Annotated in this window: 23 protein-coding genes and 1 tRNA gene; 11 read left to right on the forward strand and 13 right to left on the reverse strand. The window is 61.9% G+C overall.

All coding sequences use genetic code 11. The features are described from left to right. The first annotated feature begins 158 nt into the window (after positions 1-158). Genes ACE3PR_RS09785 through ACE3PR_RS09795 form a run of 3 tightly spaced genes read left to right on the forward strand, consistent with a single transcriptional unit; the run spans position 159 to position 2,934 of the window. Positions 159-659 (forward strand): RNA polymerase sigma factor, encoded by a 501-nt coding sequence (locus ACE3PR_RS09785; protein WP_374371144.1) that lies wholly within the window; start codon positions 159-161, stop codon positions 657-659. A gap of 36 nt (positions 660-695) precedes the next feature. Continuing rightward, entirely contained in the window at positions 696-1,364 is a 669-nt protein-coding gene (locus tag ACE3PR_RS09790) for a hypothetical protein (RefSeq protein ID WP_374371146.1), read from the forward strand. 43 nt (positions 1,365-1,407) lie between these two features. Then, positions 1,408-2,934: a S8 family serine peptidase gene (locus ACE3PR_RS09795; protein ID WP_374371148.1), complete on the forward strand. Its 1,527-nt coding sequence runs from the start codon at positions 1,408-1,410 to the stop codon at positions 2,932-2,934. A 9-nt stretch (positions 2,935-2,943) separates the two neighbouring features. Here ACE3PR_RS09795 and ACE3PR_RS09800 read toward each other — a convergent pair whose 3' ends face one another. After that, positions 2,944-3,753 carry a FecR domain-containing protein gene (locus ACE3PR_RS09800; RefSeq protein WP_374371150.1) on the reverse strand — a complete coding sequence of 270 codons (810 nt, stop codon included), beginning with the start codon at positions 3,751-3,753 and terminating at the stop codon, positions 2,944-2,946. 282 nt (positions 3,754-4,035) lie between these two features. Here ACE3PR_RS09800 and ACE3PR_RS09805 point away from each other — a divergent pair, with 282 nt between their 5' ends. Further along, positions 4,036-6,255 carry a CHASE2 domain-containing protein gene (locus ACE3PR_RS09805; protein ID WP_374371152.1) on the forward strand — a complete coding sequence of 740 codons (2,220 nt, stop codon included), beginning with the start codon at positions 4,036-4,038 and terminating at the stop codon, positions 6,253-6,255. 64 nt (positions 6,256-6,319) lie between these two features. On the opposite strand, the gene ACE3PR_RS09810 is transcribed toward ACE3PR_RS09805, so the two are convergent. Next, positions 6,320-7,153: a hypothetical protein gene (locus ACE3PR_RS09810; RefSeq protein WP_374371154.1), complete on the reverse strand. Its 834-nt coding sequence runs from the start codon at positions 7,151-7,153 to the stop codon at positions 6,320-6,322. A 249-nt stretch (positions 7,154-7,402) separates the two neighbouring features. Between ACE3PR_RS09810 and ACE3PR_RS09815 the strand changes: the two genes are divergently transcribed. Then, a complete protein-coding gene (locus ACE3PR_RS09815) occupies positions 7,403-7,735 on the forward strand; it encodes a hypothetical protein (protein WP_374371156.1) in 333 nt (110 codons plus the stop codon). Between the two features lie 36 nt (positions 7,736-7,771). Here ACE3PR_RS09815 and ACE3PR_RS09820 read toward each other — a convergent pair whose 3' ends face one another. From ACE3PR_RS09820 to ACE3PR_RS09835, 4 genes are all read right to left on the reverse strand, one after another. After that, complete coding sequence (locus ACE3PR_RS09820; RefSeq protein ID WP_374371157.1) at positions 7,772-7,987, reverse strand: Flp family type IVb pilin; 216 nt, start codon at positions 7,985-7,987, stop codon at positions 7,772-7,774. A gap of 494 nt (positions 7,988-8,481) precedes the next feature. Continuing rightward, positions 8,482-8,573, reverse strand: a tRNA-Ser gene (locus ACE3PR_RS09825). A 142-nt stretch (positions 8,574-8,715) separates the two neighbouring features. After that, complete coding sequence (locus tag ACE3PR_RS09830; RefSeq protein WP_374371159.1) at positions 8,716-9,420, reverse strand: glutathione S-transferase N-terminal domain-containing protein; 705 nt, start codon at positions 9,418-9,420, stop codon at positions 8,716-8,718. A 15-nt stretch (positions 9,421-9,435) separates the two neighbouring features. Beyond that, positions 9,436-10,062 carry a glutathione S-transferase N-terminal domain-containing protein gene (locus tag ACE3PR_RS09835; RefSeq protein ID WP_374371161.1) on the reverse strand — a complete coding sequence of 209 codons (627 nt, stop codon included), beginning with the start codon at positions 10,060-10,062 and terminating at the stop codon, positions 9,436-9,438. 202 nt (positions 10,063-10,264) lie between these two features. On the opposite strand from ACE3PR_RS09835, the gene ACE3PR_RS09840 reads away from it, so the two are divergent. After that, entirely contained in the window at positions 10,265-10,663 is a 399-nt protein-coding gene (locus ACE3PR_RS09840; protein WP_374371163.1) for a PaaI family thioesterase, read from the forward strand. Positions 10,664-10,666: 3 nt separating this feature from the next. Here ACE3PR_RS09840 and ACE3PR_RS09845 read toward each other — a convergent pair whose 3' ends face one another. Together ACE3PR_RS09845 and ACE3PR_RS09850 are read right to left on the reverse strand one after the other, a co-directional pair. Next, on the reverse strand, positions 10,667-11,053 hold the full coding sequence (locus ACE3PR_RS09845) for an Mpo1-like protein (RefSeq protein ID WP_374371165.1): 387 nt from the start codon (positions 11,051-11,053) through the stop codon (positions 10,667-10,669). Between the two features lie 141 nt (positions 11,054-11,194). Further along, positions 11,195-11,971: an enoyl-CoA hydratase/isomerase family protein gene (locus tag ACE3PR_RS09850; protein WP_374371167.1), complete on the reverse strand. Its 777-nt coding sequence runs from the start codon at positions 11,969-11,971 to the stop codon at positions 11,195-11,197. Between the two features lie 118 nt (positions 11,972-12,089). On the opposite strand from ACE3PR_RS09850, the gene ACE3PR_RS09855 reads away from it, so the two are divergent. The 3 genes from ACE3PR_RS09855 to ACE3PR_RS09865 all read left to right on the forward strand — a co-directional run bounded on the left by ACE3PR_RS09855 (position 12,090) and on the right by ACE3PR_RS09865 (position 15,195). Next, positions 12,090-13,433, forward strand: a complete 1,344-nt coding sequence (locus ACE3PR_RS09855; RefSeq protein WP_374371169.1) for a redoxin domain-containing protein — start codon at positions 12,090-12,092, stop codon at positions 13,431-13,433. A gap of 94 nt (positions 13,434-13,527) precedes the next feature. After that, a complete protein-coding gene (locus ACE3PR_RS09860; protein WP_374371171.1) occupies positions 13,528-14,208 on the forward strand; it encodes an orotate phosphoribosyltransferase in 681 nt (226 codons plus the stop codon). A 57-nt stretch (positions 14,209-14,265) separates the two neighbouring features. After that, on the forward strand, positions 14,266-15,195 hold the full coding sequence (locus ACE3PR_RS09865) for a hydrogen peroxide-inducible genes activator (protein ID WP_374371173.1): 930 nt from the start codon (positions 14,266-14,268) through the stop codon (positions 15,193-15,195). On the opposite strand, the gene ACE3PR_RS09870 is transcribed toward ACE3PR_RS09865, so the two are convergent. Continuing rightward, entirely contained in the window at positions 15,192-15,716 is a 525-nt protein-coding gene (locus ACE3PR_RS09870; protein ID WP_374371175.1) for a PAS domain-containing protein, read from the reverse strand. The genes ACE3PR_RS09865 and ACE3PR_RS09870 overlap by 4 nt on opposite strands. 52 nt (positions 15,717-15,768) lie before the next feature. Beyond that, positions 15,769-16,716, reverse strand: coding sequence for an aldo/keto reductase (locus ACE3PR_RS09875; protein WP_374371177.1), 948 nt, complete (start codon positions 16,714-16,716; stop codon positions 15,769-15,771). A gap of 185 nt (positions 16,717-16,901) precedes the next feature. On the opposite strand from ACE3PR_RS09875, the gene ACE3PR_RS09880 reads away from it, so the two are divergent. Beyond that, positions 16,902-18,818, forward strand: a complete 1,917-nt coding sequence (locus ACE3PR_RS09880) for a hypothetical protein (protein ID WP_374371179.1) — start codon at positions 16,902-16,904, stop codon at positions 18,816-18,818. Here ACE3PR_RS09880 and ACE3PR_RS09885 read toward each other — a convergent pair whose 3' ends face one another. After that, entirely contained in the window at positions 18,819-19,826 is a 1,008-nt protein-coding gene (locus ACE3PR_RS09885; RefSeq protein ID WP_374371181.1) for an FkbM family methyltransferase, read from the reverse strand. Between the two features lie 265 nt (positions 19,827-20,091). Between ACE3PR_RS09885 and ACE3PR_RS09890 the strand changes: the two genes are divergently transcribed. Continuing rightward, the gene (locus tag ACE3PR_RS09890) at positions 20,092-21,303 is read left to right on the forward strand and encodes a hypothetical protein (protein WP_374371183.1); all 1,212 of its coding nucleotides are present in this window, start codon (positions 20,092-20,094) and stop codon (positions 21,301-21,303) included. Between the two features lie 22 nt (positions 21,304-21,325). Here the strand turns inward: ACE3PR_RS09890 and ACE3PR_RS09895 are convergent, their stop codons facing one another. Continuing rightward, positions 21,326-22,219, reverse strand: coding sequence for a class I SAM-dependent methyltransferase (locus tag ACE3PR_RS09895; RefSeq protein ID WP_374371185.1), 894 nt, complete (start codon positions 22,217-22,219; stop codon positions 21,326-21,328). A 32-nt stretch (positions 22,220-22,251) separates the two neighbouring features. Further along, positions 22,252-23,571 carry a DUF4910 domain-containing protein gene (locus ACE3PR_RS09900; RefSeq protein WP_374371187.1) on the reverse strand — a complete coding sequence of 440 codons (1,320 nt, stop codon included), beginning with the start codon at positions 23,569-23,571 and terminating at the stop codon, positions 22,252-22,254. Positions 23,572-23,573: the final 2 nt, after the last annotated feature.

The following is a 23,573-nucleotide window of genomic DNA, read 5'->3' on the forward strand; positions in this document are numbered from 1 at the left end:
GCTTATGGTCACTGACGCGGCGGAAATTTCACGCTGAACGGCGATGCAAGTAGCGTGGCGCTTGCCTTGCGATGGGGCCACGCGCTACGCGGGTGAGATAGAATGGTACTCAGGCCTGAATCCCCGGCCTGAGTTGCGCGGGGATGTGGAGCGGGTATTTGTCGGATCGCAAGGCATTTGAAGCATCGCTGATCAGTATCCTGCCGCGCTTGCGGCGCTTTGCGATCGGACTCAGCGGATCCGTCGACGAAGGCCATGATCTGGTGCAGGCGGCTTGCCTCAAGGCCTTGGAAAAGCGGCATCAATGGCAACCGGACACGCGCCTGGACAGTTGGGTCTACCGTATCGTGCTGACACAATGGCTGGACCGGCGCAAATCCGCCGCCAACCGCCTGAACGTCCACGACGACGAACAATGGAAGAGCCTCGCCGGCCCTTCCATGCTGGCAGAGGTCGAAGCACGACAGGAATTGCGGAAAACCTGGGCGGCCATCGGCAAATTGCCTGAAGAACAGCGCCAGGTGCTCTTGCTGGTGACGATCGAGGGGCTCAGCTATCAGGAGACGGCCGACATGATCGGCATTCCTATCGGAACCGTGATGAGCCGTCTGGCGCGTGCTCGCCTAGCCCTGGCCAAGAGTGCGGATGCGAATGAATAGCGGGAATAATAATCCAAACGGCTCGTTAGGTGCTGCATGACAGTTAACAGCGAACAGATCGGCGACGACATGATCGAACGTGTGATGCAGTATTGCGACGGCAAATTGAAGCCGGCAGAAATGGCCCAGGTTGCGGCTGAGATCGCCGCCAATCCAGACCTACAGAAGCTTGCCGCGGATCTGACGCGCGGGGCGAGCCTGGCGCGCGAAGCCTTCTCGGGAATCATCAATGATCCTGTGCCGCTACATCTCGCACGCGCCATCACGCAAGCACCCGAACCGGCGCAGGAACGGCCTAACCGCAAGCCGGGCGTGATTTCGTCCATGCCGCGCCAGGTTGCCGCGGCCCTGATCGGCTTGCTGATCGGTGGCGCTGTAATAGGCCTATGGTCCTCGCGACAGGATTCCAATGATGGCTTGCGTCTGGCGGGCCTACCAGAAGCCGGCAGCTACTCGCCGGAATTCAAAGCCGCGCTCGCCGACCTCCTCACCACACCTGGATCTGCGCGCACACAGAAATATGTCGTAGATCCGGCATCCGGTAACGAAGCAGAAATATCTGTGGTAACATGGTTTAAGTTGTCGGACGGATCGACCTGCGCCGAGTTCCGTCAGGATGCACCGACCGCCAGCCCCGCGCATGGCCTTGCTTGCCAGCGCGACACGGGTGCTTGGGACATCATGATGCGCTCGCCGGCGGAGTAGCCCGGTTCCGGCAAATGAAAACCGTGTGGAGTCCGTCGAAAAAATGCCCTCGCGGCGTTACCTCATTTGCTTCCTGACCTTCGCTTATGCTGTCGCCCTGCAGCTGAGCCTTTCTGCGCCACTGTATCTGCTTGATGTTACTGCCGCTCACGCCGGCAACGGAAATGGTGGCGGTAATGGCGGTGGCAACGGTGGCGGTAATGGCGGCGGCAACGGCGGCGGCAATGGCGGCGGCAATGGCGGCGGCGGGGGTAATGGGGGTGGTAACGGTGGCGGTAATGGCGGTGGCAGTGGCAACGGCGGTGGAAATGCTGGCGGTAACGGCAGCGGTAACAGTGCCAGTGGCGACAGCCAGGGCAAAGCCGCTTTTGGCAAAGCACAAGCCGCCGCGGCACCCGGACAAACCAAAAAAGCAGAGAAAAATGCGACCCTAGGAGGAACCGCTGCGGCGCAGACGGTCGATGTGGGTGCGCCGACGGGAACACCTTCCGCGGCCGATGGACGAAACCGCGCCATCAATGGCGAGATCGTCGTTGCAAATGCCGGCGCAAACCTTGAGGCCTTCGCAGTCGCCAACAATTTTGCCGTCATCAGCAACGAACAATTCGGTTCCTTGAATCTTTCTCTGGCTCGGCTTGCACCGCCAGCCGACATGTCGCTTCCGGAAGCGCGCACCCAAATTGCCGCAGCGTTTCCCGGCGCAACCGTCGACTACAACCATGTCTATGAACCCAGTGCCAGCTTTACCCTGCCCGCGCCGGATTACGCGCGCAAGGAAATCCGCTGGGATTCCCAGTTCGGCGCTTGCGGTTTGCCAAAGGCAAAGATCGGCATGCTGGATACCCTGGCGGATCTGGCGCAGCCGGTTCTGGCAGGCGCCAGCATCGAGCAACAATCCTTCCTCGACACCACGGAATCCGCTCCGGCAGAGGCGACCCATGGCAGCGCCATCGCCGCTCTTCTGGTCGGCCAGAAGGATGTCGGTTTGCTGCCCGAAGGCGAACTTGCCATCGCCGGCATTTTCACCATTGACCAGGATGGCAGACCGATTGCCAGTGTTTCGAGCTTCATGGCCGGCCTCGACTGGCTGATGGGTCGCGGCGCGCGCGCCATCAACACAAGCTTGAGTGGGCCGGAAAATGCTCTGATGGCATTGGCCGTTCAAGCGGCGCTCGATCAGCGCGTGCATATTGTAGCGGCCGTTGGAAATGACGGGTTTGACGGCACGCCCCGCTATCCGGCGGCCTATCCCGGCGTGATCGGTGTGACGGCCATCGATGCGGGGCGGGAATCTTTTGCCATGGCCAATCGCGGCGATTTCGTCGCACTCGCGGCGCCTGGTGTCGATCTATGGGTACCCATCTTGCAGCCCACCGCCAAGGCGGAAGGCATTTTTGTAAGTGGCACGTCTTTCGCAACGCCCTTTGTGGTCGCTTCGCTCGCTGCGACCGGCAATGATCCCGATTTGCTGAAGCAGACAGCGCTGGACCTTGGGCCGAAAGGCGTCGATCCGGTCTTCGGACATGGCCTCGTCCAGGCGGGAAATGTCTGCGCGGTCGCCCAGCCCTAACGCGCCAATCTAATTCTTCTGTCTGCCATTGCCCTTGCCGGGATTGTCCGGATCGCGGCCGTTGTTATTGTCGCCGTGCCCGGCATTTCCATCACCATCGGCGCCGCCTGAATTGCCGCCGCCACCGGAACCGCCGCCGTTGGAGCCGCCATTTCCACCACCGGAACTGCTGCCGCCACCGGCCGGTGACCCGGATGGACCTGTCGATGAATCGCGCGAACGGTCGCGAGAATCATCGCCCGTCGGATCATTGCTGGGCGCAGCGGATGGTCCCGGTCCCGCCGCCGTGGCGAAGTCGCCGATGGCTCCGACCTCAGGCGGGGCATCGATCTTGGAGATCAGGATGCTTTGTCCTTCCTCAGCCTGGATGCTGGTCTCGTGCTCCTTTGGTTGACCGACGACTTTGCCGGACAGGACGTCAATCACGGTGCCGCCATCAGCCCCCACCGAGATGACGACATCGGTGCCACGGATCCCGACCGTCGCCACCGGCGTTACGAAGGCCACACCCTCATCGTCAATCTCGGCAGTCTCGTCCGTCGAATAGCGCAGCAATCCGTCATAGAGACTGATCGATGCAGTGGAAGCGCCGGCGCCTGCGTCATAGACGTAGGAATCCAGCACCAATTCACTTTCCGCCTCTAATCGCAGGACGGCGCCATCGGGAAAATTCATCTCGATCGCGGAATCCGCTGCCGTGCGGATAAGAGCGTTGGGCAGCAGCTTGTCGCCGATTTGTGCTGCCATCTCGGCGCCTTCTGGCGGTGTCTGGAACGCCTCGTTGACCACGTCGACAACATCGGCAATCGGATTCGCCATGGTCGCTGCCAGTGCGACGGCCGCGCCAGTGCCGCACGCAAAGAGAATTGCAGCCGGTATTCTGAGATTGATCCGCATAGCGCACGGCCTCTTTCTTCCGGAGATCGTCATTTGTTCGCCCCCGGATTGAAGAATGAAGTTCGCCTTGACGAACCGGATAACGATGCTTGGGTCACACTATTCCCATTGTTTCAAAATTCTCTCCGCGCCTCGCAACGTTTTTGACAAGCAACGGATCAGCTCCTAGCGTTGTACTGCAGATTCACCTCTTCGAGCGACGGCATGACGCATCTGCTGCATCGTCTTCTTCCGGCGCTCATCCTGCTCGCGACGCTAGGATTGCGCTGGGAAGATCCGGCGTTCCTGTCCGAAATGCGGCTACGCATCTTTGATGTGTTCCAACGAATTAGCCCACGCGAATACGTGCCGACACCGGTCAAAGTCATCGATATCGATGATGCGACTTTGCATCGCTATGGCCAATGGCCCTGGCCACGCAGCCAGGTGGCGGACCTCATCGACCGCCTGGGTGCTGCCGGCGCCGCCGTAATCGCCTTCGACGTCGTGTTTGCTGAGCCGGATCGCACCGCCCCGCGCCGCGCGATGATGGCCTGGGGATTCAAGCCAGACGATTCCATCGTCAGCGAGGTCGTCGGCCGGACGAATGATCCAGATGAGGTGCTGGCCAAATCGATTGAGAAAGCACCCGTTGTTCTCGGATTTGTTTTAACCGGGGACGACGCACCAGAGACTCTGCCAAAACGCAAAGGCGGCCTGGCCGTGACAGGCGGGCGCAAGGATCTGAAGCTGAAGGATTACGTGCAACCGCAATTCAGCAGCGCCGTAAGAAATTTGCCGGAACTGCAGAACGCCGCCCAGGGGCTCGGCGCCTTCAATGTCACGACGCAGGGTGACAGCATCGTCCGTCACTTGCCCTTGTTCTTCAACGGAAATGGGCAACTTTATCCCAGCCTGGTTGCCGAAGCCCTGCGGGTCGCCCAGAAGGCATCGACCATGGCAGTCAAGGCGTCGGGTGCCGGCGGGTATCAGAACTGGTGGCAGCGACTGGGCCGAATGCTAGCCAAGGACGAAGCCATCGCCGAAGTCCGCATCGGCAAGATCAACGCCCGCACCGACGGCGTCGGCAGGGTGCTGCTCTATGACAGCGGAAGGAAAAAAGCACGCATCATTTCAGCTTGGCGCGTACTGGCCGGCGAAGAGATTGACCTCGCGGGCGCCATTCTGTTCGTCGGTACCAGTGCGCCAGGTTTGCTCGATTTGCGCTCGACTCCGACAGAATCGGTGACGCCAGGCGTTGAGATCCACGCACAAATTGCGGAGCAAATTTTAACTGGGATTTCGGTGAACCGGCCTTATTGGACAATTCTGCCGGAGCTTGCTTTTCTGCTGACCGTCAGTGCCACGCTGGTCCTGCTGCTGCCACGCCTTGGCCCGATTGGGTGTGCGATCCTGGGCGGTGGTGCGGTCCTGGTCGCATTCGGTGCCGCTTGGTTCGCCTTCATCTATCACGGCCAATTGTTCGATCCGGTCTATCCTGGTCTCTCCGCGCTCTTCGTCTTCATCAGCGGCGTGCTGACATCCTATTTCAAGTCGGATGTAGAACGGCGCAGCGTGCGCGATGCTTTCGGACATTATCTGGCACCCGAGATGGTCGAGCGCCTGGCAGCAGATCCAGAGCAATTGCGCCTGGGCGGCGAGTTGCGGGAAGTCACCATCCTCTTTTGCGATATCCGCGATTTTACCAGCATCGCCGAACGCACCGATGCCACGCGGTTGACCCGGCTGCTCAACAGTTTTCTGACGCCTATGACCGACGCGATCCTCGGTCACCGGGGCACCATCGACAAGTATATCGGCGATTCCATCATGGCTTTCTGGAACGCGCCGCTTGACGACCCGGATCATGATCAACATGCCTGCGCTGCGGCGCTCGACATGCGTCGCAGATTGGCGCAACTCAACGCGCAGCAAGGTCTCGCAATCGGGTCGGAGGGCGCATCATCGGAACCGCTCCGCATGGGAATCGGCATCAATTCCGGAATCTGCCTTGTGGGCAATCTCGGTTCCCGGCAACGTTTCAACTACTCTGTTATCGGCGATGACGTGAATCTCGCCGCACGTCTCGAAGCCCTGACAAAGAATTACGGCATCGACATCCTTGTCGCCGATCCCGGCGGCAAGCTGGCGGATAAATTCGCGCTATTGCCTCTGGGCGAAGTATTGGTCAAGGGCAAGAAGATGAGTACGCGGGTGCATGCCTTGATCGGCGATGCGGCACTTGCAGCGGATCCACGTTTCCGCCTGATTGCCACGCTGCTGCAGGAAACCATCGCCGCCCTCGGCATCGGCGACACCAAGGCCGCCCGGCATTATCTGGGGCAATGTCCGGCACTCGAGAGCGGCGCCGACCTTGAGCCTTTCTACGCCCATATCGCCCAAGCGATAGAACGGCGCGAGATCGAACGCGCAGCCCTCATATGAATAGGCCCGGCCGCGATGACACAATGCGGCCGGGTCGGGACACTTGGCTTTGTCGGGTAAGCGATCAAGACCCTTCGCTCGAATCTTCTTCGGGAGCGCTGTCAAACCCTTTGATCTCGTTGACGCGGTCCGCCAATGCTTCCGAGAAGGTCTCGTCACCCTCACCTTCGCCCTCACCTTCGCCCTCACCTTCGCCCTCACCTTCGCCCTCACCTTCGCCCTCACCTTCACCCTCCGCTTCACCTTCGCCGTCATCGGGGTCGGTGACGCTGGAATAATCATCGCCATAGGTCTCGGCCAGCTTGCCGAGTACGTCATCGACTGTCTGCGACGAAACCGGCTTGTTGACGGCCTCCGCCAACGCCTCGGCGAGATCATCGAGATCGACTGGGTCTTCCGTCCCCTCGCCCTCCTCGCCCTCCACTGCGCCTTGCTGGGCTGCATAGTCGTTCATTAAGTCGCGGAAAGTCTGACTGACGGCCCCGACGGCCGAATTGGGCGATGCATTGTCCATCGCCGCCGGCGCGGCATGCATGAATCCGTTCAATTTGCCGAGCTTGTCGGCCGAGATATTGGCGTCCTCGCCAGCTCCTTTCTTCGCAGCGGATCGATCAGCGGATGCGCCTGCCGATGCCTGGCCACCGGAATGGCCACCATCGTTGCCTGCGCCATTCCCGCCACTATTCCCACCACCGTTACCTCCGCCATTTCCGCCGCCGTTCCCACCACCATTTCCACCGCCATTCCCACCGCCATTCTTGGCGAAAGCGTCATTGTCGAAGGGAAGCGAGGTCCAGGCGATGCCAGCGGTCACCAGTACGGCACTAAGCGCCACGGCACGCATCAGCGGGGCGTGCAGCTTGGATGTCCGCGAGGCGGATTTCGTTGGGAAAGTCATGATCGTTCCTCCAATTGCTTTTGGCCGCCGCCATGTCGGCAGGATTCGGCCTCCCCACTCGAACGAGACAGTGCGAAGCCGTATTCCGGCTCTTGGAGATCGTTGGGCCTAGGTCACACTTTTGTCCCGCGTCGCGCACCGGTTCATCGCACGGCGTGGCATAAAGCCCACTGTCAGTCGTTTCACACACGGCTGGGTCACGGTCGCCCCGCCGCCCAACCGGATTGGACGCACTGGAGGACGTCCGCGATGCACCACCATTACGCCCGCCAGCCAATTGCCATTTCCATACCGGAGTCAAAGCTGGAGCTGCGCGAATCCGGCGGCCGCGCCAATTTCATCGCGCTCTCCCTTCACGACCTGCTGCTTGACGACACCGGATCAATCGTCATTGAAACCGGCGGTGATATGCTGGTGATCGAGCTTTCGGGCTATCAGGATATTGTGAAACGTGGCATCGCGCCTGAAGGCACGCAGTCCCAGCATTTTAACGTTTCGGGGATGGATTACTGTCAATTCCTTGATGGAACCCGACTCTATTACGCGGCCGACGAAGTCCGTCTGCTCTTGGCGCCAGAATAGCAGCGGCATTGATCGATCATGATCGACGACACCGGATCATTTGTTCGCGACGGAGGCCACCATAATTTCGCCGATCAGATTGAACATGGTGCCGGCGCCATCGCCGGCTGCGATAACCCCGGCATAAATCGCCATTGCAATAAACGCGGCGAGCAGCCCGTATTCAATCGCCGTCGCCCCCTCGGTCGATTTGAGGAATTCCCTCCAGCACACCATGTCGAACTCACTTTCCCCATGCGGAAATCCGGCCATGGCAAAGAGTTAGGCGCGCACCAATGACGAACCTGTTGATCAACGAGGCGCGGGGAGGATTTATTCCCGGCACGGGAGGGCCGTCACTGCGACCGAACAAGTCCCTTGCGCTCATTCGGAATTTGCCACCCGATGTAGTCCAAGGCCCGGGGGAAAGCCCAACTGCGCTGAGATGCAGTTCGATCCTCACATGTCCGATGCGCCCGCAGACACTGCGTTAGGCGACTTGCCTTCACGGAGCAGGAAAATGGGCGCCAGTTAGGTGCGACACCAAGCCAATATAATTGGCCTTTTGTGTGCAGCCCCATTCAAGCAGGCCATGCTTCTTCAAACCGCGAAAACTCCTCGCTCTAGTAGCTGCGAAGCTGGCCACATGTAGAACTTGAGCAGAATGAGGTGTCACAAGAGCCGTCACACTCCCACGGTCTCCGGCGGCACAACGACCACTGCGAGAGCTCCACGGGAGCATCAAACCCATTGATCTGAAAGGAAATTGGCGGAGGGGATGGGATTCGAACCCACGATAGGGTTTAACCCCTATAACGGTTTAGCAAACCGTCGCCTTCAGCCACTCGGCCACCCCTCCGCGCTCAGCAAACATGCGAGTGGCGCGTTTTCACGACGTATGCGGGGCCTTTACTAGCGGTGGGCCGGGGGAAAGTCAAACCATCCCGCGAGGGGCCTGACGGCTAGGCTGAAACAGATATTTTTCAGATAGATAGGCGGGTTCAGCTACGCCGGTCGAGCTGCTTGGCGCCGAACAGGATTTCACGCTCCTGATCGGTGATGGGCTGGGTGCGGCTGCGCTCGGCAAGGACCTTCAACCCGCGCTCGACCGCGGGCCGGGCCGCGATCGCCTCGAACCAGCGCTGAAGATGGGGATGGGCGGCCAGGTCCTGACCCTGCTTTTCCCAGGAGCGGATCCAGGGGAAGGTCGCGATGTCGGCGATGCTGTAATCGTCCCCGCCGAGATAGGCGGCCTCGCCCAGGCGCTGATCCATCACGCGGTAGAGCCGCGTCGTCTCGTTGGTATAGCGCTGGATGGCATAGGGGAGCGGCTCGGGCGCGTAATGCCGGAAATGATGGACCTGGCCCAGCATCGGACCGACGCCGCCCATCTGGAACATCAGCCAGCTCATGACCGTGGTGCGGCCGCGGAGATCCGGCGGCAGGAGCTTGCCGGTCTTCTCGGCGAGATAGATCAGGATGGCGCCCGATTCCATGAGGGCGATCGGCTGACCGTCGGGCCCGTCAGGATCCACAATGGCCGGGATCTTGTTGTTGGGGCTGATCTTCAAAAAGGCCGGCTGGAACTGTTCGCCCTTGCCGATATCGACGGCATGCACGTTGTAGGGCAGGCCCAACTCCTCGAGGGCGATATGGATCTTGTGCCCATTCGGTGTCGGCCAGGTATAGATCTCGATGGGTGCCATCTGCGCTCGACCTCTTTAAATATCGTCCAGGGCGCGGAGGCCGCGCTGGACACCGGGCCTTGCGGCGATCGCATTGATCCAGCGGCTGACATGGGGAAAGTCACGCATGTCCTGGCCGTATTTCTCGCTGCCCTTGACCCAGGGCCAGGCCGCAATGTCGGCAATCGAGAATTCGGCATCGCCCAGATAGGCGCTTGTCCCGAGGCGGAGATCCATCACCTTGAGGAGGCGCGTCACCTCTTTGGTGTAGCGGTCAACCGCATAGGGCAGGCGTTCGGGGGCGGCACTGCGGAAGTGCCAGGCCTGGCCGTACATCGGGCCGATGCTGCCCATCTGAAACATCAGCCATTGCAGCACGTCGTAGCGGCGGCGTTTGTCCGTCGGCAGGAACTTGCCCGATTTCTCGGCGAGATAGATCAGGATGGCGCCGGATTCGAAAACCGAGATCGGCTTGCCGTCCGGCCCGTCGGCATCGACGATCGCCGGGATCTTGTTATTGGGATTGATGGCGAGATATTCCGGCCGGAACTGCTCGCCCTTGCCGAGATCGACCTTGTGCGCGCGGTAAGGCAGGCCGGTTTCTTCCAGCATGATGTGGATCTTGTGCCCGTTGGGCGTGGTCCAGCTGTAGAGATCGATCATCTCCCAGCCTGCCGGGTGTGCTGCTGATTCATCCCTGTTCCCGTCGGCCGCCGCACCGAACGGGCGGCAGAATGTGGTTGCGGCTACTGTTGCGGCATTTACTCTGTCGCGCAAGTGCCGCCTTGCCCCTTCTCTAACCAGGGGGCATGGCACTTTTGTGTCAGATGACGCCCGCATGGGCAACCACAGGACAGACGGGATTATGGAAAGACCCTACAGCGGATATGCCGAATTGATCGGCTACGAACTTATCGAGAAGGCACAAGACGTTGCCAAGCTGCGCCAGGTGATCGGGCCGCAGCATCTCAACCGCATGCAGGTTCCGCATGGCGGTGTGCTGGCCACGCTGCTGGATTCGGCGACCGGCTTTGCGGTCGCCTTCGCCGATGGGCCGGAACGGGTGCTGCGCGCGGTCACCGTGACCCTCAACCTGCAATTCGTCGGGCAGGCCAAAGCCGGCGATACACTTTACGCTGTGGGACGGCGGACCGGCGGCGGGCGCACGATCGCCTTTGCCAGCGGCGAAGTGCACAATCAGGACGGAATCCTGATCGCCAAATGCGACGCCACCTACCGGTTTCTCGACCGGCCGCAGAAATAAGAGTTATTCAGCCGGGGCGCGATGCTGTTCCAGCGGCAGGGGAGCGCCGAGGCCGAGACGCGCATATTCCCGCGCCAGGCCACCGGTCAGCGCCAGCCAGCACATGCGCATGTCGGCCAAGGCGCCATAGAAGGCGTTGACCTTGATCAAGGGCTGGTTGCGTTCGATCCACCAATGCGATCCCACCGCCATCATGACGGCGAGAGGAATGCCGCCCATCACAAAGGCGACTTCGTCGAGAGCAATGGAAAGCGCCGCCGTGAAAGCACCCAAAGCCGTGGCACTGTAATGCATGCCGCGCGTTCCCGGATGCCGGTGGGCGTCGAGATATAAGCGCCAGAATTGACTGAACGTGAGTTTCGGCCGCCTGGCGGCGTCGTGTTGGGTCACTGGTCCCTCCCGTCCTACCCGATGCTGCAGCACCGGACTCACCTCATCCCGTGTAAGGAATATTACCTCCCTTTCCTGACAAGTGTCTAACGCCTTAATACGGCGTTGCCACCTTTCTCGGCGTGTCACTCTTTTGTGAAATTACCGGCCCGAGAAGTCCGGGCGGCGCTTTTCCAGGAAGGCGGTGATTCCTTCGCGATAGTCTTCGCTTTCTACAACTGAGTAGCTTGCCAGAAGTTCCGCTGGCGACAGGGGATCTCCGGAAAGACAGCGCTGGGTGAATTTCTTGTGGTTCCGGTGGCTGAGCGGCGAGCCGGCGACGATCCTTGCAGTCAGATCGGCCAGGGCCGCGCCGAGTTCCGAGGGCGTCGCCAGGCGGGTCACCAGACCCCGCGCGAGCGCCCAGGCGGCATCGTGAATCGCCCCTTCCAGCAGGATTTCCAGCATGGTCGCCCGGCCCAGCAGCGCCACCAGAGCCGCCAGTTCCGGATACGGCATGGTGACCCCGACGCGCTGGATCGGCACGCCGAACCTCGCATCCGTCGCCGCGAGCCGCAAATCGCACAAAGCGGCAAGCTCGAGCCCCGCCCCAAGGCAATTCCCGTTGATGCAAGCGATGCTCGGCTGCGGCAGATCGCGCAGCCCCCACAAGGCTTCCAGCATCACCGCGCCATAGGCCTCGGCCGCCGCCGTACTCCAGCGGGCGGTGGTGAACTCGGCAAGATCGGCGCCGGCGGCAAAATGGCCCCCGGCCCCGCGCAGGACGACGCAGCGCACGGAATTCTGCCCGGCGATGTCGCGCAGCCGGGCGGCAAGTTCGCGCCACATGGCCAGATTGAGCGCGTTCATTTTCTCCGGTCGCTGGAGGGTCAAGGTGGCAACCGGCCCGTCATGCGACAGGTCGACAAAAGCCGTCATGAATCGATGCTCCGTTGGTAAATGGCTGAAGGCCAGCCGAAAGGGGCCAATCTAACCACCCGCCCGCGATTCCCCAAGACAGCGCCCGCCCTTGCCGCAAGCAGTGGTTTGGCGCATCTTGGCGCCGCTTTCGCACCAATCCTGCCGCGCCCGTGCCGCCATGACCCAGATCAAATCCACCCTCACGCTGACACCCGCCGCACCACCCCGACCGGTGGACGCCAAGCTTCTGGTCGGCGACCCGGCGCCCATGTTCGTCTCTCCCAGCAACGTCAATCCGGCGTTCGATTTTTCGACCACCGCCGGGCGCTATCTGGTGCTGTCCTTTTTCGGATCGCGCGCGCAGCCGGTCGGCCAGGCGCTGATCGAGGCCTTTGTCGCAGCGGCAGCGACCTTCGCCGATCCGGATTTCTATTTCTTCGGCGTCAGTTGCGATCCTGCCGACCGGAGCGATGCACAACTGACGCGGCTGCCGCCCGGGATGGATATTTTCTGGGATCACGAGCGCCAGATCGCCAAACGTTATCGCCTTCTCCCCGCCGACGCCGCCAATGCGCAAGGCCTGCAACCAGTGACGTTTCTGCTCGATCCGGCGCTGCGTGTCATCGGCATCTTCGCCACCCAGGACGGCCGCCTGCAGGCAGATTCCGTGCTGCAGGTCTTGAAGCGCCTGCCGAAACTGGGGCCGCCGCGGCCAGCGCAGTTACAGGCGCCGGTCCTGATCCTGCCCCATGTGTTCGAGCGCGATCTGTGCCGGCGCCTGATCGACGGCTTTCAGAAGAATGGCGGTTCGGAATCCGGTTTCATGGTCGAGCGCGGTGGGCGCACGGTCCGGGAGAGCGACCCCCGGCACAAGCGCCGCAGCGATTGGATCATCACCGACCGAGCTCTGGTCGAAGCAGCGCAGGACCGTATCCGCCGCCGCATCGTGCCCGAGGTGGCCAAGGCCTTTGCCTTCAACGTGACGCGGATGGAGCGTCATATCGTCGCCAGCTACGACCAGAGCGGCGGCTATTTCCGCCCGCATCGCGACAACACCACCAAGGGCACGGCGCATCGGCGCTTTGCCGTCACCATCAACCTCAATGCCGAGGATTATACCGGCGGCGATCTGATGTTCCCGGAATTCGGCCGCGCCACCTACCGGGCGCCGACCGGCGGCGCGGTGGTTTTTTCCTGCTCGCTCCTGCACGAGGCCCTGCCGGTGCTGCGCGGCCAACGCTTCGCCTATCTGCCCTTCCTCTATGACGAGGCGGCCGCCCAGATCCGCCAGGCCAACAATGCGCATCTGGGAGATGGCGTCTCGGTCTATCAGATGTCGGCTCCCAAACCGGCTCTGGCACCGCCCGACAAACCCAGAAGCAAAGCGCCGCGCGGCAAAGGCGGCAAGCCGGCGCATCGCCAGGGGAAACGGCCCGGTCGCGGCACCGGCAAATCCGGCGGCCGACCGGCCGGGAATTGATCCGGTTGGCGCTGATCCGCCGGCACCCTTGCAGAGACGGGCTGCTCTGCTAAAACCACCCCCGCATTCCATCCCCAGCAGCGGAGTCTCCGGCATGGCGCAAGCGACCACTCTTTCCGGCCCGATCGTGGCGCGGATTCTTCTGGAGATCGCCGCCGTGCATTTCCGCCCGGACGAGCCGTTTACCCTGACCTCGGGCCGGAAGAGCCCGGTCTATATCGATTGCCGCAAGATCATCGCCTTTCCCCGCGCCCGCGCCAAAGTGATCCAATTGGCGGCCGAGCTGGTCGAGCGCGAGATCGGTTTCGAGAGCCTGGACGTGGTGGCGGGCGGTGAGACGGCCGGCATTCCCTATGCCGCCTGGCTGGCCGACAAACTGGGCCTGCCCATGGCCTATATCCGCAAGAAGCCCAAAGGCTTCGGCCGGGGCGCCCAGATCGAGGGCGACATGGCGCCGGGTGCCCGCACCCTGCTGGTCGAGGATCTCGCCACCGATGGCGGTTCCAAGGTCAATTTCATCAATGCCATCCGTCAGGCGGAATGCGAAGTGGCCCATGCGCTGGTCGTGTTCCATTACGGCATCTTCCCGCAATCGCTGACGACGCTCGGCGATCTCGGTGTGAAGCTCCATGGCCTTGCCACCTGGTGGGATGTGCTGGAGGCGGCCCGCGAGACCGGGCGGCTTGATTCCGGCGAGACCGCCAAGATCCGCGCCTTCCTCGACGATCCCGAAGGCTGGTCCAACGCCCGGGGCGGGAGCCTCAAAGCCGACTAGCCTTGATAAATCGACCGATCCTGCTATTTCTTATCTATTAATCGACAGGATCGATTCATGAGGCCACTCCCTACCCTGCGTCAGCTCCGTTATCTGGTGGCCATTGCCGAGCATCGGCATTTCGGCCGGGCGGCGGAAGCCTGTTTTGCCACCCAATCCACCCTGTCCGCTGGCCTGCAGGAGCTGGAGAACCTGCTCGACGTCAAGTTGGTCGAGCGCTCGAAGCGCCGGGTCATGCTGACGCCCTTGGGCGAGGCGGTGGTGGCGCGGGCTCGCATCGTGTTGCGGGAGGCCGAGGATATCTCGGAACTGGCCTTTGCTTCCAAGGATCCGCTTTCCGGCCCCTTGCGCATGGGCGTCATTCCGACCATCGGCCCCTATCTGCTGCCCCGCGTGCTGCCGCCCCTGCGGCGGAGCTATCCCGATCTGCGCCTTTATCTGCGCGAGGACATGACGGCGCGCCTCCTCGATGCGCTCAATGACGGCGAAATCGATGTCGCCCTCATCGCCCTCCCCTTCCCGACCGATGAACTGGAAGTCAGAGAGCTGGGCGCCGACCCCTTCCTGCTGGCCTGCCGCAGCGACGACCCCCTCGCAAAGGCCAAGGCACCGGAACTGGAACATCTGCCGGAAGACCGGCTGCTGCTGCTCGATGAAGGTCATTGTCTGCGCGAGCACGCTTTGGCTGCCTGTCGTTTGCAGCCGTCGCATCACCACGACGATTTCCGCGCGACCAGCCTGCCGACGCTGGTGCAGATGGTCGCCAATCAATTGGGGGTCACGCTTCTGCCCAAGATGGCGGTCGATTCCGGCTTGCTGAGCGGTACCGGCCTGATCGCAAAACCGTTGGCCGAATCAACGCCGGCGCGCGAGATCGCGCTGGTCTGGCGCAAGACGACACCACGAACGCTCGAATTCAACCTGCTGGCGGACGTCCTTCGGCAATTCGCGACAGACACCGCAGCCGCGCACAGAGTATCGGCCTAAAGCCCGTAAGGCGGCGCCCCGTGCAGATCCCGGCTTATCGAGAAGACCAGGATCATGTTCACCTTCTGGCCATCCTGCGAGAGCGGCAGGAACAAATCCTCTTCGCCGATATAGCGGTCGACCACCTGATATGGTTCGGCGATGTAGCAGGGTGCACGCTTGCGACAGACGTCCTCGTAGCGATGCAAGGCGGCATCCGCCGAGCTCGCAAAATAGGCGTCACCCACCGCGCGACCGGTGGGATCGTAGCCCCTCAATTCGACTTCCTTGGTGCCGACCAGACGATAGACATAGCGGCGATCGTCATCGACGGCATCGACCAGGGTGATATGCGGTAGATAGGGTTTGAGATCGGCCGGATCGATGTCGGCGCGTGAGGGCATCAAGCGCCCCTGGCGCTTTTCTTCCCAGTAATTCAGCACCCGGAGAATATCCGGATGACAGGTATCGCGCCAATCAGCCGCCATGATGCCCTCGCCCTTCGCAGGGTTGAGAATGTGGCCGTCTCTGGCGGGGGTCAACAAGATTGCCTCCCCGGACCGGCGGATTTTACCGGACGACGTCGCATCGCGACTATTCACTAGCCTGCGCAAGACGGCTCACCGTGTCCGCATCGAGATGCAATTGCGTGGCGGCGATCAATTCCTGCAACTGAGCCGGCGACGTCGCACTGGCAATCGGCGCCGTCACGACGGGCTGTGCCATCAGCCAGGCAAGCGCCACCCGTGTGGGTGTTGCCTGGGTCTCGGCAGCGACCGCGTCAAGTGCGGCCAGGATCCGCTCGCCCCGTGCATTGAGATATTTCGCGACATCCTCGCCGCGCGCACTCTTGGCGAGGTCAGCGGCCGACCGATACTTGCCAGTGAGGAAACCACCGGCCAGCGAGAAATAGGTGATGACACCGATCTCGTTGGCGCGGCAGAACGCGGCGAGATCGGATTCAAAACCGGCGCGCTCACAAAGATTGTATTCGGGTTGCAAGCTTTCATAACGGGGCAGCCCATCGCGGCGATGCGCGTCGAGTGCTGCCTGCATGCGCGCAAGGGTGAAATTCGACGCCCCCACCACGCGCACCTTGCCGGCCTTGATCAGATCCTGATAGGCGGCGAGCGTTTCCTCGACCGGCGTTTCGGGATCGTCCCAATGCGATTGATAGAGATCGATGTAATCGGTCTGCAGGCGGCGCAATGAGGCGTCGACCGCTTTCAGGATATAGGTCTTGCCGAGGCCTTTCATGCCCGGCCCCATTTCCGACCCGACCTTGGTGGCGACAATCATCCGGTCGCGATTGCCGCGCGCCTTCATCCAGGCGCCCAGGATGGATTCCGATTCCCCACCCTGATTGCCCGGCGCCCATTTCGAATAGACATCCGCCGTGTCGACGAAATTGAGTCCAGCCTCGACCAGGCCGTCCAGCAACCGATGGGACATCGCCGCATCCACCGTCCAGCCGAACACGTTGCCGCCAAAACAGAGCCGCGGCACCATGAGATCGGACCGCCCCAAACGACTGCGCTGCATGCTCAAAATCCTTCCTCTTTCGGTCTATCGGCGCCCATCAGCCGTGGCACCCGTCTCCCGGTCAAGGCGATTCGGCCCATGGCATGCGACATTCTGGGCATCTGGCCACAGGCCGCCCCTTCCACTACTATCCGGATACTTTCTCCACAAGACGGATATGGCCAAGTGCCAGGCTGGATTCATCGATGCTGACGCTGCTCGACACGCTCTTTTCCTCGAAGAAAACGAAGAAGGCGGCCCCGCGCGCACCCGGGGCGCCCAAGGACGGTGCCAGCATCCGGATGTCCAGCGATTGGGCAACCGCGCGCGCGCGCCTTGTGGAATCCCAGGCCCGCCGCATCCTCATCCAGGGCGACCAGGTCAGCCTGATGGCGGCGAGATCCGCTTTGCCGGGGATGGAACTCGTCTGGGCCAGCCATGCTTTGGGCGACGTCAAGGCGGGTGCTGCCTATGCCGAGGATCTCGATTGGTCGACCATCGATGCCGTCATCTGCGCCGGCGGGGAGCTTGCCGGACGCTACCGCCAATGCCTGCGGCTGATGGCAGTGCACGACCCGAGAAAGCCGGTTCTGTGGGTCGGTGAGGGCTTCGAGTTCTGCGGCGGCACTCTCTCGGCGCCCCAGGAGGCGGATGAGGTCGAAGGGCTGCTGTTCAATCACTTCCAGGAATTCTTCGGGGTCAAGGATCCGCTGCAATTCCGCATCGAGATATTTCATGGCCCTGAGGTCATCCGGTTCTATCGTATCCTGGAGCCCAACCAATCGGTCGTGATCAGGTTGAGCGATCACGTGAAGGAGCGGCGTTATCCGGTCTCGCTGGCGGCCTTCGTCGAGCATCCGATCCTGACGCGCGAGCGGCATTACCGCCTGCGGCTTTGCGCCGACGTGTTCTGGCGCGATTCCTTCACCACCCTTCACAGCGCCCATGAATTCGGCCGCAGCCCCGATCACAAGGTCGAGTTCCGGGCGCCTGCCTGGATGGTACGCGACGGCGAGATGGTGCTGACCATTCCCAATTTCGAGCGCAATGCCGATACCGGCAAGGAGATCGAGACGCTGGTGGACGGCACGTCACGCAGCTTGCCGCGCGATGGTGGGAGTTATCTGCAGCAGAGTGCGCTTCCCCGCGGCAATGTCGCACCCGGCGCCTTTCTCGGCTGGCGCTATCGCGGCTATGGCGGCTCGAACTGGTTCGCGCTGGAATCCGAAGCCGCCGTCAAGGCCGGGCATCGGAGCAACATCGCCGGCAACCATCATGTGAGCTGCCCAATCATCGACCGTGCCGATTTCGCCGCCAGCGCCGAGGATCTGGCGCGCTATCGATCGGTCGAGGATAACGGCTATTTGCTGGAACCGCATCCGGTGCCGATCGCGGCCGCCGACAGCCCCTTTGTGTTCGGCTTCGACTCCGATGCCGCCAATCCGGCACTGCCGCATCTCCGGATCGATTTCTTCGACGCCGCCGGCGCCCATCTCGGGCGCAACCACATGACCAAGACGGAGGCCGGGCCGCTCTTCAGCGAGGATCTGCTGGCAGCCTGGAACAATCCGGCCCGCGACCGCGCCCATCTCGCTTTGGTCGCCCATGACTGGATCAAGGCTGGCCTGCGCTTCAAGGGCTTCAAGCCGATGGCCAATCTCATCGTCCGCCACCGGCAGACCCTGGACCAGGATTTCACCGAATTCCAGTCCTGCTGGCGCAATCTCGGCGCCGTGGTGCCGGGTTTTCCGCATTGGCTGACCGATCAGTTGGCGGTCATTGGGCGCACCAATGTCTTCGGTCGCGCCCGCTGCGACAAGGGCCTGCGTACCGGCGTGGTGGTGGCCCATGGTTCGGGGCGGCTCGGCTATCGCGGCCAGGCGCGCACCGACCTCGTCGTCATCAACAATGACGGCCAGCGCCGCACCGCCTCAATCGAGGTGCCGGCGTTTACTTGGCATTTCGTCTGGCTGGATGAGGCCTTGCCGGATCTGGCGGCCCATCTGGGCACGAGCGCCAATGGTGCGCTGCTGGTGCAATCAGGAGATGCCGATCTCAATTGCCAGATCGTCACCACGAGCCCGGCCGGGGCCATCTCGCTGCAGCATCTCTGGGGCTATTGATCAGAAATCCCAGGAGCGATCGAGCCAGTAATCGATCTTGCGGCTGTGGCCGATCCCGGTCTTGCGGCTGATTTTCCGCGCGAGCTTGCCCAGCCAATCGCCCCGCTGCAGCAGGCCGGGACGCGGCGCCGCCGCGCGCACAAGGTCGATCAGCGCATCAGCCTCGGCGCCAGAGAGTTGTCCGGCCGCACGCGACGCTTCCGCCAGCCACAAGGCCTCGTCGAGGAAACGATAAAGAACCAGGATCATAAAGAGTTTCAGGATCGCGGTGACGTCACCTTTCGCCAGAACCTTTTCGGGATCGCGCAGATAAAAGGCGTCGCCCGCGATCAGGCGGCAGGAAATATCGCGCCGGTTCTTCACCAGGTTGAGGTGGCGCCGAAGATAGGCGTGGGACTTCTCGCCCTCGAAGCGATAGGAGCGCACCGGCAGAATGTCGAAGAGAACGAAGCCTTGGGTCCGCAGGAAGGTATCGAGATCGCCGAAGAGCGGCTGGCCCTTATAGAGCTCGGCGAATTCGATTTCGGTCTGGATCGCCAGCAGATCGCGCCAATGCGCCGGCTGCGTACCCTTGAAGATATCGAGCTCGGCCCCCTGCACATCAAGCTTGATGAGATTGGGCAAGGGCCGTTTGTGCTGCTCGATAAAATCCGAGAGGGTCGTCAGCGGCACCTCGATCACCTTGTCGAGATCGCCATAGCTGGGTGGCCCGAAGCGCAGCATCAGATCCGGGTTGGGCGGATAGAGCGAGGAGCCGGAAGGCTTGTTGAGCACATGGAGCTTGCCCGTTCCCGTGCGACCGCCGAGCGCCACCGGAAACCAGCTTTCATTGGCCGGTGCCTTCGCCGCCTGCACCGCGCAGGCGGCCGCATCGGGCTCGAAGAGATCGATGCGCATGAGATCGGCATAGGGGCGCCAATGGCTCTGCATGCCACCGCGGGCACCGACATCGATGCAATGCAACGGATCGACCGAAAGGCGCTCCGTGAGGAAAGCGGGGTTTGCCATTTGTCTCCCTTGGCGGGCGCCGACGAATCGCGGGCCGCCGCATCAATCAAGCTTGCTGCCGAGCCGAGTAGCCTCTGCGCTTTCCGCGGTCAAGACAGGGCCGCCGCATGGTAGCTTGATCCTTGCTCCGATACGCGGCACACTCCGCTTCGCGATTGCTAGATTTGATATATTTCAATTAGTTAGAGTAAGAATACCGATGCTGAGTGTGGCAAAAAGAATCTGGTTGCGCTGGCTCGAGAGCCCCACTGCCGCCGGGCGGAAAATGGCGCGCCGGATCCGTTGGCGCACCGCCCAGCCGGGGCGCATCACGGTCCTTTGTCTGGAGCGCAGTCAGTTCATCAAGGATATCGAGGAGTTGCGCCGCAACACCGACATAAATTGGGTGACGTTGAACGCGGTCACATTGAAGCTGCGCCAGGAATATTGGGTCCCTGAAGCCGACCGGCTGCAGGGCTATTTCTCGGTCTGGCTGAAGCAGGATCGCTGCCGGCATCTGAAACCGATCCTGGAAAAATTCGGCGTCGCCCTTCTGCAGGAAGCACAGCGGCGCATGAAGGTCGATGCCGTGGCCGCCGCCAATATCGATTACTGGCAGGACGAGGCACTGCGTCTTGGCTGCCGGCGCCTCGGCATCCCGTTCCTGGTGTTGTGCCGCGAGAATTACACGATCCCCTGGACCGTTCCCTGGATGCACGATCATCTGGAGAAGTCGGGTTTTCGCTTCGAAGGCGCCGGCCTGGCCGTGTTCAGCCAGGTCACGAAGGATGCCTTTGCCCCGGGCTTCGACGATCCCGACGACATCTGGGTGACGGGTGCCCCGCGTTACGATCGCTGGCTCAATATGACGCCGGGGCCGGAGACAGAGAAGACCTCGCTCAGTCTCATCACCTTCAACGATCCGGGCTATATGGCGGCCGATGTCTTTCTGGAAGTGGCGACGATCTTCGACCGGGTCGCGCGGGCCGAGAACAATCCGGACCTCACCTGGCTGGTGAAGTGCAAGAAGAAGGGCGACCGGGCCGAAACGCTGGCGCGCATCGGCTCGCAGGAGGATTCGCCGCTCCAATTCCGCTATGAGACGCCCTTGTTCGAGCTCTACCCGCGCTCGCGCGTGGTGATCGGCTACAACTCGTTGGCGCTCATCGAAGTGATGCTGACCGATGCGCCGGTCGTCGTACCCTGCTGGGGCGAGGCACGGGCTGCACGGCGCGACCTGCTGCTGGATTACAATGATCCGTTGACCCGACGCGTGGTCACCTTTGCCGATTCACCCGAACATTTCGCCGAGTTGCTGACGCGGGCCGCGCGAGGTGAAAAGCTGCCGACCGGCACACCGGAAGAACGCCGCGCGCTGTTCGAATCGCATGTCCATGTGCCCAAGGGAGAGAAGGGCTGGAAATCCGCCTCGGCGGCGACGGAAGCCTTCGTGCGCTTTTATGTCGAGCGGGCGAAACAGGCGATGGCTGGCGGCTGACCAGCCATCGCGCGCTGTCAGCTTAAGCCAGTTCCGCCTCGATGATGCCGGCGGAACAGAGGAACATGCCGCGCCATCCCGCTTCCAGTTCCAGCTTCGCCGATTCGGTATTGAAGGCGGCGCCGACCTTGTCGGCCAGCATCGGCGGCGTCGCGTGATAATGATACCAATGCATGCCGATGGTCCGGAAACCATGCTGGGCGACCGTCGCCTCGAGTTCAAACGGATTGTGGAACTTGGCCAGGATCTGATCATAGCTGGGCCGGTCCGGATCGTCATGACCGCGGAGCGGCGGCAGGTTGGTGGCAAGGCGCTTGTCGAGTTCGGCGGCCACGTGCTGCTTCACCTCGGCCGAGACGCCAGCGAGGAGATCATCAAGCACGAATTCCTTGGTGTAACGATTCATGGTGAAGAGCGAAAACAGCTTGTTGCGGAATTCGACGAAGATGCGGCCGCCGGGACGCAGCATCATTTTCATGTTGTCGAAGAAGGCTGTTTCCTTCTGGATATGCGGCAACACGCCAGACGCAATCACGGCATCGTATTTACCCAGCGCCAAAGCGGGGGCGAGGCTCTTGGCATCTTCTGCGTCGCCCACGAAAAGGATCGGTGCCTTGATCCCGGCCTTGTCCAGGCGCGCCCTGGTTGCCTTTACCATTGGCTGCGAGAGATCGCAGCCGGAGACTTCGATTCCCATGCTGCCCCAGGTGAAGAGCGGCGTGCCTTCGCCCATGCCGACCTCGAACAGGCGTTTGGCGCCGAAATGCGCCAGACGGTTGCTGAGGATCTCCAGGCGAACGTAATTCGACGGATACTCGCCCGTCCGCTCCAGGAACGCCTTGTCATAGCGGTCGGAATAAAAATCCACTTCGCCATCGTAATGGGCGGTCACGGCAGATTTTGTTTGATCACTCATGTTCTTTGCTCCTCAACTTCAACTGCATGTGTTCAGGCAATCAGCCCGTGTGTTTCAAGATCCCTGGCGGCGGCTGCCAGCTCCCAGATCGGCATATCAAGCAGATCGGCGATCTCTAGCAGATCGCGTTTGCCGTCAGAATACGCAAAGACGTTAACGAGGCCGAAGACGATCTTGAAGGTGTCTTTGGAGGACATGGTCGGATAGAGGCCGCGCGAGCCGAGATTGGGCTCGCCCAGAACCTGAGCCTGGTAGCGCCGGTTGGCCTCGATCGCCTGGATGGCTCGCTGGAAGGATTGCAGGCCACCGCAAAGTCCAGCCGGCGTCACCAGATTCATGTCATCGAGCGAGGTATGATATTCAGGGTAGGTGTCGTACTTGCTGCGGAAGAGCGAGGCCACGGGGAGATCCACACCCGGGCTGCAATATTGCCGTTCATCGCTGCCCCGCATCAGAAAACTGTAGCGGTCGAACGTCCCGGCATGATGGCGCAACGCGTGCAAGCCGGCCCGGTCGGCCAATGTCGTTTCCGCTCGGCTGGGCATGAAGCCATAGGCCCGCTCGTCACCCACGCAATTGATCATGAAGCCGGCGACGACTTTTTCCTTGAGATGCGCGAGGTGACGGCTGAGATAGATGATGGCGCCGATGGTTTCCGGGACAAAAACGAAGCGGTAGGTGTAGCGCCGGCGCGGCATTGCCGCCAGCCACTTGGCGAGATGGGCCGCCACCACCGGGCCGGACAGTTCGTTATTGGCCATGGATGGGTGGCAGATATAGGTCGAGAGCAGGATTTCCTCGTCGCTCTCACCCGGCAGGACCAGATCGGCGAAATCGAGATGGCCCGGCGCCAGCGTGGCGTCGATCACCGCGCGGTAGCGTCCCGGCTTCAGTGCCAAACGCTGCTCGTGGCTGAGACAGAAGCCCCAGCGGCGACGATAATAGGAGGTAACATAGGGGATCGCCTGCGGCAGTTCCGGCAGGGAATGAAGATGCGCCTGCAGTTCGTCAAGATCGAGTTCGACATCGACCGGCAGCGAATAGCTGACGACATGGAGATTGTTGCGCTTGAAATCACAAATGCGGCTGCCATCGGGGGCGATGATGTAGGCGTCGCGGATGTTCCATTCATCCGGCACCACCCAATCGAGGCATTTCTCGCCGCTGGCGACACGGTGGCCGGCAAGGCCCGGCATTTCGCCAGCGAGAATGTCGAGCGTATCGCGGACACCCTGCCCCGACAGAGAGCGGCAGATCGGCCAAAGCCGTGCCATCAAGCGGTGCATGGCAGCGCCGGTCTCGGCATCGGCAATCGGCGCCGAAACGACATCCAGCGGAAGGGGGGGCTGCATCG

The organism is Dongia sp. (assembly GCF_041909655.1).
GTDB lineage: Bacteria > Pseudomonadota > Alphaproteobacteria > Dongiales > Dongiaceae > Dongia.